The sequence below is a fragment of the Pseudomonas tehranensis genome (assembly GCF_014268615.1).
Classification (GTDB): domain Bacteria; phylum Pseudomonadota; class Gammaproteobacteria; order Pseudomonadales; family Pseudomonadaceae; genus Aquipseudomonas; species Aquipseudomonas tehranensis.
Window position 1 is genome coordinate 1 of the sequence record NZ_JABWQV010000126.1, and the last position, 13,527, is coordinate 13,527.

Annotated in this window: 12 protein-coding genes; 10 read left to right on the plus strand and 2 right to left on the minus strand. The window is 61.6% G+C overall.

Annotated elements, in window-relative coordinates; translation table 11 throughout:
* The first annotated feature begins 117 nt into the window (after positions 1–117).
* A complete protein-coding gene (locus HU811_RS17435; protein WP_186657196.1) occupies positions 118–435 on the plus strand; it encodes a Rieske (2Fe-2S) protein in 318 nt (105 codons plus the stop codon).
* Here HU811_RS17435 and sfsA read toward each other — a convergent pair.
* On the minus strand, positions 391–1,146 hold the full coding sequence (gene sfsA / locus HU811_RS17440) for a DNA/RNA nuclease SfsA (RefSeq protein WP_186657197.1): 756 nt from the start codon (positions 1,144–1,146) through the stop codon (positions 391–393). The two genes, HU811_RS17435 and sfsA, sit on opposite strands and share 45 nt — an antisense overlap.
* Positions 1,146–2,318, minus strand: coding sequence for a pyridoxal phosphate-dependent aminotransferase (locus HU811_RS17445; RefSeq protein WP_092403031.1), 1,173 nt, complete (start codon positions 2,316–2,318; stop codon positions 1,146–1,148). The genes sfsA and HU811_RS17445 overlap by 1 nt, the downstream gene beginning before the upstream one ends.
* Before the next feature lie 342 nt (positions 2,319–2,660).
* Here HU811_RS17445 and dksA point away from each other — a divergent pair, with 342 nt between their 5' ends.
* The 9 genes from dksA (at position 2,661) to panC (ending at position 13,491) form a co-directional block, all read left to right on the plus strand.
* Positions 2,661–3,104 (plus strand): RNA polymerase-binding protein DksA, encoded by a 444-nt coding sequence (dksA, locus tag HU811_RS17450; RefSeq protein WP_018609331.1) that lies wholly within the window; start codon positions 2,661–2,663, stop codon positions 3,102–3,104.
* 230 nt (positions 3,105–3,334) lie between these two features.
* Complete coding sequence (gene gluQRS, locus HU811_RS17455; protein WP_186657198.1) at positions 3,335–4,225, plus strand: tRNA glutamyl-Q(34) synthetase GluQRS; 891 nt, start codon at positions 3,335–3,337, stop codon at positions 4,223–4,225.
* A gap of 77 nt (positions 4,226–4,302) precedes the next feature.
* The gene (locus tag HU811_RS17460; RefSeq protein ID WP_003176118.1) at positions 4,303–4,479 is read left to right on the plus strand and encodes a hypothetical protein; all 177 of its coding nucleotides are present in this window, start codon (positions 4,303–4,305) and stop codon (positions 4,477–4,479) included.
* Positions 4,463–7,417: a sensor histidine kinase gene (locus HU811_RS17465; RefSeq protein WP_160893587.1), complete on the plus strand. Its 2,955-nt coding sequence runs from the start codon at positions 4,463–4,465 to the stop codon at positions 7,415–7,417. Before HU811_RS17460 ends, HU811_RS17465 begins: the two co-directional genes overlap by 17 nt.
* Positions 7,418–7,439: 22 nt before the next feature.
* Positions 7,440–8,870 carry a sigma-54-dependent transcriptional regulator gene (locus HU811_RS17470; protein ID WP_186657199.1) on the plus strand — a complete coding sequence of 477 codons (1,431 nt, stop codon included), beginning with the start codon at positions 7,440–7,442 and terminating at the stop codon, positions 8,868–8,870.
* 715 nt (positions 8,871–9,585) lie between these two features.
* The gene (locus tag HU811_RS17475; RefSeq protein ID WP_186657201.1) at positions 9,586–10,983 is read left to right on the plus strand and encodes a polynucleotide adenylyltransferase PcnB; all 1,398 of its coding nucleotides are present in this window, start codon (positions 9,586–9,588) and stop codon (positions 10,981–10,983) included.
* A gap of 3 nt (positions 10,984–10,986) precedes the next feature.
* Complete coding sequence (gene folK, locus HU811_RS17480; protein WP_092403025.1) at positions 10,987–11,472, plus strand: 2-amino-4-hydroxy-6-hydroxymethyldihydropteridine diphosphokinase; 486 nt, start codon at positions 10,987–10,989, stop codon at positions 11,470–11,472.
* Between the two features lie 361 nt (positions 11,473–11,833).
* Positions 11,834–12,634 (plus strand): 3-methyl-2-oxobutanoate hydroxymethyltransferase, encoded by an 801-nt coding sequence (panB, locus tag HU811_RS17485; protein ID WP_092403023.1) that lies wholly within the window; start codon positions 11,834–11,836, stop codon positions 12,632–12,634.
* Positions 12,631–13,491, plus strand: a complete 861-nt coding sequence (gene panC, locus HU811_RS17490) for a pantoate--beta-alanine ligase (protein WP_186657203.1) — start codon at positions 12,631–12,633, stop codon at positions 13,489–13,491. The genes panB and panC overlap by 4 nt, the downstream gene beginning before the upstream one ends.
* Positions 13,492–13,527: the final 36 nt, after the last annotated feature.

Genomic DNA, 13,527 nt, shown 5'->3' on the forward strand with positions numbered 1-13,527 from the left:
GAGCGAGCCTGCTCGCGATAGCGGTGTGTCGACCACATTGCTGCTCACTGATCGATTGCTATCGCGAGCAGGCTCGCTCCCACATAAACTCGATCACTCATAACCATAGAGACCCACATGAAGTTTCTTTGTACCGGCGCCGAACTGCCCGACAACAGCAGTCGCGGTTTCGACATCGATGGGCGCAGGTTGCTGGCCGTGCGTCGCGCAGGCCAGGTTTATGTTTATCTCAACCGCTGCCCGCACCGCGGTGTGCCGCTGGAATGGCGGCCCGACGAGTTTCTCGACGCCAGCGCCAGCCTGATCCAGTGCGCCACCCATGGCGCACTGTTCCTGATCGAAAGCGGTGAGTGCGTGGCTGGTCCCTGCGCCGGACAGTTCCTGGCTGCGTTAGACAGTCGGGAGGACCAGCAGGGGATCTGGGCTGAGCTGTAGCGGTTCGAGCAACACCGGCAACGGGCGGTCCACCCACATCTGCTCGGGCGTCAGCGTCACCCCGTAGGCCAGCACTTCCACACCCGCGGCCACAGCGTCGCGCAAGGCCGCCGCGTACACCGGATCGATTTCCTGTGCCGGACGCACTGCGTCAATCCCGCTCAGGTTGACGCAATACAACTGCACCGCCCTCACGCCGTCCCGGGCCAAGTGAGCGAGTTCGCGCAGATGCCTGGCTCCCCGCTGGGTCACCGCATCGGGAAACGCCGCCACGGTCGTGCCGTCAAAACCCAACGTGACACTTTTGACTTCGACCCAGGCGCAGCCTTCGTCATAGTCCAGTCGAAAATCGATCCGACTGTTTTCCTGACCGTAGGCCACTTCACGCTTGAGCCCGGTGAAACCGTTCAGCTCGCTGATGACCCCAGCCCGCAGGGCCTCCTCGATTAACGGGTTGGCTCGCGCGGTATTGATGCAGGCCAACCGCCCCTGGGGGGTCTCGCCTATTTCCCAGGTGCCGGGCAATTTGCGCTTGGGGTCGCTGGAACGACTGAACCAGACTCGCGCGCCTTCGGCCATGCAATTGAGCATCGATCCGGTGTTGGGGCAGTGAATCGTCAGCAGTTCGCCATGAACGGTCTCGATATCGGCAAGAAAACGCTTATAACGTCGAATCAGCCGACCTTCTTCCAGCGCAGGTGAAAAAAGCATCAGCCTTGCCAACTCCGCAGTCCGCGCTCGATTCGCTCCACCGCCTCCTGGAGCCGCGGCAGGCTCTGGGTGTAGGCGAAACGCACATGGTGCCCAGCCTGATGGCGGCCGAAATCCAGCCCGGGCGTGAACGCCACATGTTCGGTTTCCAGAAAGTGCTGGCAGAACGCAAAAGCATCGCCGCCGAAAGCACGAATGTCGGCATACAGGTAAAACGCGCCTTCTGGCTCCACCGCAATGCCGAAACCCAACTCACGCAAGGCCGGCAGCAGAAAGTCGCGCCGCAGCGCGAACTCGGCACGACGCTGCTCGAATATCTCGATTGTCGCCGGTTCGAAACAGGCCAACGCCGCGTACTGGGCCATGCTCGGCGCACTGATGTAGAGGTTCTGCGCCAGCTTTTCCAGCTCACCGACAGCCGCCGAAGGGGCCACCAGCCAACCCAGCCGCCAGCCGGTCATGCCGAAATACTTGGAAAAACTATTAAGGACGAAAGCTTCATCGTCGACTTCCAGCACGCTCGCGGCGTCGGTGCCATAAGTCAGGCCATGATAGATCTCATCCACCACCAGGTGACCGTTGTGGCCCTTGATTGCCTTGGACAGACCGGCCAGTTCGTCCCGGCTGAGAATCGTCCCGGTCGGGTTGGCCGGCGACGCGACCAGCGCCCCCACGCTGTTCTGGTCCCAGTAGCGGTTCACCAGGTCCGGGGTCAGTTGATAGCGAACGTCCGGGCCGACCGGCACCAATTGAGCCGCACCCTCCACCAGCCGCAGGAAGTGGCGATTGCAGGGGTAACCGGGATCCGCCAACAGCCAGTGCTTGCCCGGGTCCACCAGCAACGCGCTGGTCAGCAGCAACGCGCCGGATCCGCCCGGCGTGACCAGGATGCGCCGTGGGTCTATGTCCACACCGTAACGCTGCCCATAGAAACCGGCGATGGCTTCGCGCAGCTCGGGGATGCCACGGGCCGCCGTGTAACGGGTCTTTCCCGCCGCCAGCGCGGCCTGGCCGGCCTGGATGATCGGCTCAGCCGTGGTGAAGTCCGGCTCGCCGATCTCCAAATGGATGACATCGTGCCCGGCGGCCTGCAGCTCATTGGCACGGGCCAGGAGCGCCATCACATGGAAAGGTTCGATGGCGCGGCTACGCGCACTGTAGGGCTGAGCCATTAGCCTTCCTTCTGGTAAAAAAGAACCGATTCTACCTAACTCTCCGGCCAACCCAGAAACAACTGCGCAAGCGAGCACAAACTCAGGGTCCGGCCGCCTGCAGCAAATGTCTCCTGCGATTGGCCCAGGCTTGACTAGAATCAAGCATTGAGCAGGTTTGTCACTCCACCGGACTGAACTTGACCACGCTTTGCAAGCCCCGGCCACCGCAGGCTCGACAACCGGGAGTAGCGCGGCCCGATTTGATCTGGTAAGTTCGCCCGCTTGCAGCCGCAGGGCCGGCAGGTGTCGGTGATGGAGCAATCCTGCGTAGTGGATTACAAGAGTAGAGGCGGTCCATTCATGCCCACCCAAGCAAAGCAGAATCAAAATCAGTCGCTCAGCGGGTTTGAGCCGTACGTCCCGCAAGCTGGCGAAGAGTACATGGGCGCCCCCATGCGCGCGCACTTCACCAAGATCCTGAACAAGTGGAAACAGGACTTGATGCAGGAAGTCGACCGCACCGTGGATCACATGAAAGACGACGCGGCGAACTTCCCCGACCCGGCCGACCGGGCCAGTCAGGAAGAAGAATTCAGCCTCGAACTGCGCGCCCGCGACCGTGAGCGCAAGCTCATCAAGAAAATCGACAAGACGTTGCAACTGATCGAAGATGAAGAATACGGTTGGTGCGAGTCCTGCGGCGTCGAGATCGGCGTCAAGCGGCTGGAAGCACGTCCGACCGCCGACATGTGTGTCGACTGCAAGACCCTGGCGGAAATCAAGGAAAAACAGGTCGGCAAGTAATTGCCTGGGCTGTAACAAAAACGGAGCGTTCACACGCTCCGTTTTTTGTTTCTGAAACGTTCTCCAAGCCTGACGACTTTGTGGGAGCGGGCTTGCTCGCGAAGGCGATGAATCATTCAATCTATACTTCAACTGACACACCGCTTTCGCGAGCAAGCCCGCTCCCACAGGAGATATCGTGATCGCCAGATGTGTGTTTCTGCCCGGCTGGACTCAGTAACATACGCCCCATGACTCCCACTGCCCCCTACATCGGCCGCTTCGCCCCCACGCCCAGTGGCCATCTGCACTTCGGCTCGCTGGTCGCCGCGCTGGCGTCCTATCTGGATGCCCGGGCCGCCGGCGGGCGCTGGTTGCTGCGCATGGAGGACCTTGACCCACCACGGGAAGAGCCTGGCGCACAAGCGGCAATCTTGAAGGCACTGCAAAGCTACGGGTTTGAATGGGACGGGGAGATGGTCCGCCAGAGTGAGCGCCATGAGGCCTACGACCAGGTCATCAATCGCCTGCTCAGCCAGGGTCTGGCCTATGCCTGCACCTGCTCGCGCAAACAACTGGAGCCGTATCAGGGCATTTATCCAGGCCTGTGCCGCAACGCCGGTCACGACATCAAAGACGCGGCCATCCGCCTGCGCGTTCCTGAGCTGGCGTATCACTTCAGCGACCGCGTACAAGGCCAGTTCCGTCAACACCTGGGCCGTGAAGTCGGCGATTTCGTGATTCGCCGTCGCGACGGACTCTATGCTTATCAACTGGCGGTGGTGCTGGACGACGCCTGGCAGGGGGTCACCGATATCGTGCGCGGCGCCGACCTGCTGGACTCCACGCCACGTCAGCTGTACCTGCAAGAGCTGCTTGGCTTGCCACAACCGCGCTACCTGCATGTGCCGCTGATCACCCAGCCGGACGGGCATAAACTCGGCAAGTCCTATCGTTCGCCACCGCTGGCGGCCGATCAGGCCACGCCAATGTTGTTGCGGGCACTGCGCGCACTGGGCCAACAGCCGGGCCCCGAACGGGTCGACGCCAGCCCCCGGGACCTGCTGGACTGGGGCATTCGCCATTGGGAGGCCGGGAAGATCCCGCGCACGTTGACCCTGCCAGAGGCGCAAATACGTTGACGGCGCTTGCAGCTTGGCCCCCATCCGTTACCATCGCCGCACGTTTTCGGGCACGCGTTTAAAAAAGAGAGGCCGGGATGTACATCTATCGCTTGGTCCTGCTCCTGGTAGTGGGGATTTATCTGTTCTCCCCGGCCATCATGGATTGGTGGATCGACGCCACGGGTGCCTGGTATCGGCCCTATCTGCTTTGGCTGATCCTGATCGTCGTGACCTTCATCCTGCAGAGCCAAAAAGATGCCGATGAGCTTTAGCCTGACCCAGATGATCCTGATCAGCGCCGCCTACCTGGCAGTGCTGTTCGGCGTCGCCTGGATCAGCGAACGGGGCATGATCCCCCGGGCGATCATCCGCCACCCGTTGACTTACACCCTGTCGCTGGGCGTCTACGCCAGCGCATGGGCGTTCTATGGCACGGTCGGGCTGGCCTATCAGTACGGCTACGGTTTTCTGTCCAGTTACCTGGGTGTATCGGGGGCATTCCTGCTGGCGCCGGTGTTGCTCTACCCGATCCTGAAAATCACCCGCACCTACCAGCTATCATCCCTGGCCGACCTGTTCGCCTTTCGCTTTCGCAGCACCTGGGCCGGCGCGCTGACCACGATTTTCATGCTGGTGGGCGTACTGCCGTTGCTGGCCCTGCAGATCCAGGCGGTGGCCGACTCCATCAGCATCCTCACCCGCGAACCGGTGCAGCACCGGGTCGCACTGAGTTTCTGCGCGCTGATCATTCTCTTCACGATTTTCTTCGGTTCCCGCCATATCGCCACCCGGGAGAAACACGAAGGCCTGGTGTTCGCCATCGCCTTCGAATCGGTGATCAAACTGATCGCCATCGGCGGCGTCGGCCTCTATGCCCTGTACGGCGTCTTCGATGGCCCGCAACAACTGGAGCTGTGGCTGCTGCAGAACCAGACCGCCCTCGCCGCCCTGCACACACCTCTGCAGGAAGGCCCGTGGCGCACGCTGTTGCTGGTGTTCTTCGCGTCAGCGATCGTCATGCCGCACATGTACCACATGACCTTTACCGAAAACCTCAACCCGCGCTCGCTGGTGAGCGCGAGTTGGGGGCTGCCGCTCTTCCTGCTGCTGATGAGCCTGGCGGTGCCGCTGATCCTGTGGGCCGGACTGAAGCTGGGCGCCAGCACCAACCCTGAGTATTTCACCCTCGGCATCGGCATCGCCGCCAACAGCAAGGCCCTGGCGTTGCTGGCCTACATCGGTGGCCTGTCGGCGGCCAGCGGCCTGATCATCGTCACCACGCTGGCGCTGTCGGGCATGGCCCTCAACCATCTGGTGCTACCGCTCTACCAGCCGCCGGCCGAGGGCAATATCTACCGCTGGCTGAAATGGACCCGCCGGGCACTGATCGTCGCCATCATCATGGCCGGCTACGGCTTTTACCTGATGCTGGGAGACGGACAGGACCTGGCCAACCTCGGCATTGTCGCGTTCGTCGCCACCTTGCAGTTCCTGCCCGGCGTACTGTCGGTGCTGTATTGGCCAACTGCCAACCGCCGTGGCTTTATCGCCGGTCTGCTCGCGGGGATCCTGGTGTGGCTGGTCGCCATGCTGTTGCCACTGCTGGGCAACATGCAGGGCTTCTATATCCCGTTGCTGAATATGATCTACGTGCTCGACGACACCAGTTGGCACATGGCGGCTATCGCCTCGCTGGCGGCGAACGTGCTGATGTTCACCCTGATTTCACTGTTCACCAACGCAAGCAGCGAAGAGGCCAGCGCCGCCGAAGCCTGCGCAGTGGACAATGTTCGCCGCCCCCAGCGTCGGGAACTGCACGCCGCCTCGCCCCAGGAGTTCGCCACGCAACTGGCCAAGCCCCTGGGCGCCAAGGCCGCGCAAAAAGAAGTCGAGCAGGCACTGCGCGACCTCTACCTGCCCTTCGATGAACGCCGTCCGTACGCCTTGCGTCGCCTGCGGGACCGGATCGAAGCCAACCTGTCCGGCCTGATGGGCCCCAGCGTGGCCCAGGACATGGTCGAGACGTTCCTGCCCTACAAGGCCGGCGGCGAGAACTATGTCACTGAAGACATCCACTTCATCGAGAGCCGCCTGGAAGACTACCACTCGCGCCTCACCGGCCTGGCCGCCGAACTCGACGCCTTGCGCCGCTACCACCGCCAGACGTTGCAGGAACTGCCGATGGGCGTGTGCTCCCTGGCCAAGGACCAGGAAATCCTGATGTGGAACAAGGCCATGGAAGAACTGACCGGAATCGCCGCCCAGCGTGTGGTCGGTTCGCGCCTGAGTACCTTGAGTGAGCCGTGGAAAGGCCTGCTGCAAGGCTTCATCGACCTGCCGGATGAGCATTTGCACAAGCAGCACCTGGCCCTTGACGGCCAGACTCGCTGGTTGAACCTGCACAAAGCGGCGATCGACGAGCCACTGGCGCCGGGTAACAGCGGCCTGGTACTGCTGGTGGAAGACCTCACCGACACTCAGATGCTCGAAGACAAACTGGTTCACTCCGAACGCTTGGCAAGCATTGGCCGGCTGGCCGCCGGGGTGGCCCACGAAATCGGCAACCCGATCACCGGCATCGCCTGCCTGGCGCAAAACCTGCGCGAAGAGCGCGAGGACGATGGCGAACTGACGGAAATCAGCGGCCAGATCCTCGAACAGACCAAGCGGGTGTCGCGCATCGTCCAGTCGCTGATGAGCTTCGCCCATGCCGGCGGCCACCAGCACAACGATGAGCCCGTCTGTCTGGCCGAAGTGGCCCAGGACGCCATTGGTCTGCTGGCCCTTAACCGGCGCAATTTCGAGGTGCAATTCTTCAACCTGTGTGACCCGGACCATTGGGTCGACGGCGATCCTCAGCGGCTCGCCCAGGTACTGATCAACCTGTTGTCCAACGCCCGCGACGCCTCACCTGCGGGCAGTGCGGTGCGGGTCAAGAGCGAAGCCAGCGAACACACGATCGACCTGATCGTCGAAGACGAAGGCAGCGGTATTCCACAGAACATCATGGACCGATTGTTCGAACCTTTCTTCACCACCAAGGACCCGGGCGAAGGCACCGGTCTGGGCCTTGCACTGGTCTATTCCATCGTTGAAGAGCATTATGGACAAATCACCATCGACAGCCCGGCCGATGTACAAAGCCAACGCGGCACCCGTATACGGGTGACCTTGCCGCGTCATGTCGAAGCGACGTCCGCTGTGAACTGAGACCGTCGAGAGAATCGAATCAATGCCGCACATTTTGATCGTCGAAGACGAAACAATTATCCGCTCCGCCTTGCGCCGCCTGCTGGAACGCAATCAGTACCAGGTCAGCGAAGCCGGTTCAGTGCAGGAAGCACAAGAACGTTTCAGCATTCCAACGTTTGACCTGATCGTCAGCGACCTGCGCTTGCCAGGCGCCCCCGGCACCGAACTGATCAAGCTCGGCCAGGGCACGCCGGTGCTGATCATGACCAGTTACGCCAGCCTGCGCTCGGCGGTAGACTCCATGAAAATGGGCGCAGTGGACTACATCGCCAAGCCGTTTGACCACGACGAGATGCTCCAGGCCGTGGCCCGCATCCTGCGCGATCGACAGACGGCGGCCAGCCATGCGCCGGAACCCGCGAGCAAGGCGACAGCCTCCGCCAAAGGTGGTGCCGGCAACCATAACGGCGAAATCGGCATCATCGGCTCCTGCCCGCCCATGCAGGACTTGTACAGCAAGATCCGCAAAGTGGCGCCCACCGACTCCAATGTCCTGGTCCAGGGCGAATCCGGCACCGGCAAGGAGTTGGTCGCCCGGGCGCTGCACAACCTGTCCCGACGGGCCAAGGCCCCGATGATTTCGGTGAACTGTGCGGCGATTCCGGAAAGCCTGATCGAGTCCGAACTCTTCGGCCATGAAAAAGGCGCGTTCACCGGCGCCAGCGCCGGGCGCGCCGGGCTGGTGGAGGCCGCGGACGGCGGGACGCTGTTCCTCGATGAAATCGGTGAGCTGCCCCTTGAAGCCCAGGCACGTTTGCTGCGGGTGCTTCAGGAAGGCGAGATCCGGCGGGTCGGGTCGGTGCAGTCGCAGAAAGTCGATGTGCGCCTGATCGCCGCTACTCACCGTGACCTCAAGAGCCTGGCGAAAATCGGCCAGTTCCGTGAGGACCTGTATTACCGCTTGCACGTCATCGCCCTCAAGTTGCCGGCCCTGCGCGAGCGTGGCGCCGACGTCAACGAAATCGCCAATGCGTTCCTTGCCCGCCAGAGCGCACGGGTCAACCGCACCGATCTCAAGTTCGCCCCGGACGCTGAACAGGCCATTCGTCACTACGCCTGGCCGGGTAACGTTCGAGAGCTGGAAAACGCGGTAGAGCGTGCAGTGATCCTGTGCGAGAGCCCGGAAATCTCGGCGGACCTGCTGGGCATCGACATCGAGCTGAGTGACCTGGACGATGAAGAGTTCATCGGCCTGGCCCCCCAACAGGGAGGGGCCAACAACTCCAGTCACGAACCGACCGAAGACTTGTCCCTGGAAGATTACTTCCAGCATTTCGTCCTCGAACACCAGGACCACATGACTGAGACCGAACTGGCACGCAAGCTGGGGGTTAGTCGCAAATGCCTGTGGGAACGCCGGCAGCGCTTGGGTATCCCTCGCCGCAAGACCGGGGTCGCCAGCGAAAGCTGAGGTGCGCGGGTAACACCGCCCAATGTGAAAAAACTGTTACCTCAGCTTTTTCACGTAACAGAAGCCGGGGTTTACGGTAACGAAACCCCGGCTTTTTTTCGCCCTGAAAAAACCAGCAACCCCACCATTCCCCCGGCTTTGCTGGGGTTCGCAAAAGTTGGCACGCACCCTGCTATAGCTTTGGTACAAGAACAATAACAAGCCGTGTAAACGACAATAAAAATAAGACGAATCGACTCACGCACAATAAAAACAAGACGGCGAGAGGCGCAGCTAACTGATTCTTTTGGAGAGGCGTTGTATTTGGGGCTTGCCCCACAACCAGGCCGAGAACAATAAAAACTGTCTCAAGACAGGTGCCTGAACTGGTTGGATCGATTGATCACTGCAACACAGCGACCAAAGCAATCCGTTTGCTCTTGACTCCCGAATGGGAGGGTCACGCAGGGAAAACCTCGTGGCGCGGGCACTCAACAAAAACAAGAAGCCCGAAATCAATAATAAAAACAGAGCACGCAACTAATTCTGGGGGAGCTTCGGCTCCCCCTGTGGTTTCCGGCATTCCCCTTCCTTGAAGCCTACAAGGCTTGTCGCTCAAGCTTGCAGCTCAAAACTGCTCCGTCCTACACCATCCCTCGACTAAATGCTAGAATCCCCGCCCATCATGCGGTCACTCTTCGTTTTTGGCCGAATATTCCTTCAAACAGTGCATCCCATGCTGAAGAAGCTGTTCCAGTCATTCCGTTCTCCCTTGCGTCGTACGCAACACATTCGCAGCACGCCTGAAGTGCTCAACAGTGGCCAGCACTCGTTGCAAAAGGCCCAGTTCAGCCGTTACGCGGTGAACATTGTCGAACGCCTGCAGAACGCCGGTTACCAGGCTTATCTGGTGGGTGGGTGTGTGCGTGACATGCTGCTCAACATCACACCCAAGGATTTCGACGTCGCCACCAGCGCCACGCCGGAACAGATCCGCGCCGAGTTTCGCAACGCTCGGATCATTGGCCGGCGCTTCAAGCTGGTCCACATCCACTTCGGCCGCGAAATCATCGAAGTGGCAACATTCCGCGCCAACCACCCGCAAAGCGATGAAGAAGAAGACAGCAACCAGTCTTCACGCAACGAGAGCGGGCGCATCCTGCGCGATAACGTCTACGGCACGCTGGAAGAAGACGCGCAGCGCCGCGACTTCACCATCAACGCCCTGTATTACGACCCGGTCAGCGAACGCATCCTCGACTACGCCAATGGCGTACACGACATCCGTAACCGCCTGATCCGCCTGATCGGCGACCCCAAGCAGCGTTACCAGGAAGACCCGGTGCGCATGCTGCGAGCCGTGCGTTTCGCCGCCAAGCTGGATTTCGGCATCGAAAAACACAGCGCCGCGCCGATCCGCGAATTGGCGCCGATGCTGCGGGAGATCCCGTCGGCGCGCCTGTTCGAGGAAGTGCTCAAGCTGTTCCTGTCAGGCAACGCGGCGGACACCTTTGAAATGCTGGTGGACCTGCAACTGTTCGACCCGCTGTTCCCGGCCAGCGCCGAAGCGCTGGAGTACAACCCGACCTACACCCACACCCTGATCAGCGAAGCGTTGATCAACACCGATCTGCGCATCAAGCAGAACAAACCGGTGACCCCGGCCTTCCTGTTTGCCGCACTGCTCTGGCCTGCTCTCCCGGCCCGGGTGCTGCGCCTGCAGGAGCGCGGCATGCCGCCGATCCCCGCCATGCAGGAAGCCGCCCACGAGCTGATCAGCGAACAGTGCCAGCGCATCGCGATTCCGAAACGCTTCACGATGCCGATCCGCGAAATCTGGGACATGCAGGAACGCCTGCCACGGCGCAGCGGCAAACGTGCCGACCTGCTGCTGGACAATCCGCGTTTCCGGGCTGGCTACGACTTCCTGCTGCTGCGTGAAAGCGCCGGCGAACAAACCGATGGCCTCGGTGAATGGTGGACCGACTACCAGGACGCCAACGACAGCGAGCGCCGCGACATGATCCGCGAGCTCAGCGGCAAGGACGATGGCGCCAGCGGCCCGCGCAAGCGTCGTCGCAGTAGCGGCGCCAAGCGCAAACGTGCCGGTGTCCCGAGCGCTTCGGACGAATAGTCGATGGAACACATCTACATCGGCATGGGCAGCAACCTCGCCGAGCCCGCCGAACAATTGCGCAGCGCTATCCAGGCGCTGGCGCAACTGCCCGATACACACCTGACGGGCGTGTCAGCGTTCTACCAGAGCGACTCCCTGCTGCCCGGCCAGCCACGCTACACCAATGCGGTCGCGGCGCTGGACAGTCGCCTGGCGCCGCTGGACCTGCTCGATGCGTTGCAAGCCATCGAAACCGGGCAAGGTCGCGAACGTCTGGAACGCTGGGGTCCGCGCACCCTGGACCTGGACATCCTCCTGTTCGGCGATCGCCTGATCGACGAACCCCGCCTGAAAGTCCCTCACTACCACATGCACGCCCGGGCCTTCGTCCTCTATCCCCTCGCAGAACTGGCACCCACCGACCTGTGCCTGGCCGATGGGCGTCTGCTCAAGGATTTGCTCGCAGCGTGCCCGTTTGTCGGCCTGGAACGCTTGTCCTCCAACTGACGTAGATAGCCTGTGGGAGCGAGCCTGCTCGCGATAGCGGTGATTCAGCCAATGCAAATGTCGACTGACACACCGCAATCGCGAGCAGGCTCGCTCCCACAAAACTCGGACCCTACAGTCACTTTCGAGACTCTCCCCCACGCTGAAACGCATCAGTAACCCCGGTAACACCCGGCGGTAACACATCCAATTGACTTCCCGGGTACTCCTCACGACTATAGGCGTCCCGTTGCCGCCAACGCGGCGCTAAAGGGCGCAATCCAGGCCTTACAAGCACCACGCATAGAAGGTGCGCCTGTATAAATGACCCATCATGCGCGTTACTCGCAGTAGATCACGAGCGCCTAATGAGGACTTTTTCATGCCAGCTATTACCCTGACCACGCTGCAAGGTCTCAAGCAAAAAGGTGAAAAAATCACCATGCTGACCTGCTATGACGCAACCTTCGCCCACGCCTGCAATGAGGCCGGTGTCGAAGTGCTGCTGGTGGGCGATTCCCTCGGCATGGTGCTGCAAGGTCACGACAGCACACTGCCGGTGACCACCGCCGAGATGGCCTACCATGTGGCCGCCGTCAAACGCGGTAACACCGATGCGCTGATCCTTGCCGACCTGCCATTCATGGCCTACGCCACCCTCGAACAAACCATGACCAACAGCGCCATGCTGATGCAGGCCGGCGCCCACATGGTGAAAATAGAAGGCGCGTTGTGGCTGGCCGATTCCATTCGCCTGCTGGCCGAACGCGGCATCCCGGTGTGCGCACACCTGGGCTTGACGCCCCAGGCGGTGAACATCCTCGGTGGCTACAAGGTTCAGGGCCGCAATGAAAACCAGGCCCGTCAGATGCGCGCCGATGCGATCGCGCTGGAGCAGGCGGGTGCCGCGATGTTGCTGCTCGAATGCGTGCCCAGCGAACTGGCGGAGGAAATCACCCAGGCGGTGAAGATCCCGGTCATCGGCATCGGCGCCGGCAGCGCCACCGACGGCCAGGTACTGGTGCTGCACGACATGCTCGGCTTGTCGATCACCGGTCGCGTCCCCAAGTTCGTGAAGAACTTCATGACCGGGCAAACGACCATTCAGGCCGCCCTGGGCGCCTATGTTGCCGAAGTCAAGGCGGCGACTTTCCCTGGCGTCGAGCACGGATTTTCTGCATGAACACCGTCAAAACCGTACGCGAACTGCGGGCTGCCGTGGCCCGCGCCCGCAGCGAAGGCAAACGCATCGCTTTCGTGCCGACCATGGGCAACCTGCACAGCGGCCATATGGCGCTGGTCACCAAAGCGGCGCAGCGGGCCGACTTCGTGGTGGCAAGCATTTTCGTCAACCCGCTGCAGTTCGGTGCCGGCGAAGACCTGGACAAATACCCGCGCACCCTCGCCGCCGATCAGGAAAAGCTGCTCCAGGCCGGCTGCCATCTGCTGTTCGCGCCAACCGTCGAAGAAATGTACCCCGACGGCATGACCGGGCAGACCCGGGTCAGCGTCCCGCAAGTGTCCGAAGGCCTGTGCGGCGCCAGCCGTCCGGGGCATTTCGAGGGCGTGGCGACGGTGGTCAGCAAGCTGTTCAACATGGTCCAGCCCGACCTTGCGGTGTTTGGCCAGAAGGACTTCCAGCAACTGGCGGTGATCCGCGCGCTGGTCCATGACCTGAACATGCCGATCCAGATCATCGGCGAGCCCACCGTTCGCGCCGAAGACGGCCTGGCGCTGTCGTCGCGCAACGGCTTCCTCAGCCCGGAACAACGCGCGGTGGCACCCGTGGTCTATCGCAGCCTGAGCCAGATTGCCGAGGCGATCAGGTTGGGCCGCCGGGATTTCCCGGCGCTGGTGGCCGAGCAGATCACGCAACTGAAAACTGCCGGCCTGCGTCCTGATTATCTGGAAATCCGCCACGCCCGTACCTTGCGTCCGGCCACGGCAGAGGATCGTGACCTGGTGATTCTGGTTGCCGCTTTCCTGGGCACCACCCGGTTGATCGATAACCTGCACCTGGACCTCGACACGCCCGCCTGAATACCACAAAACCCTGTGGGAGCGGGCTTGCTCGCG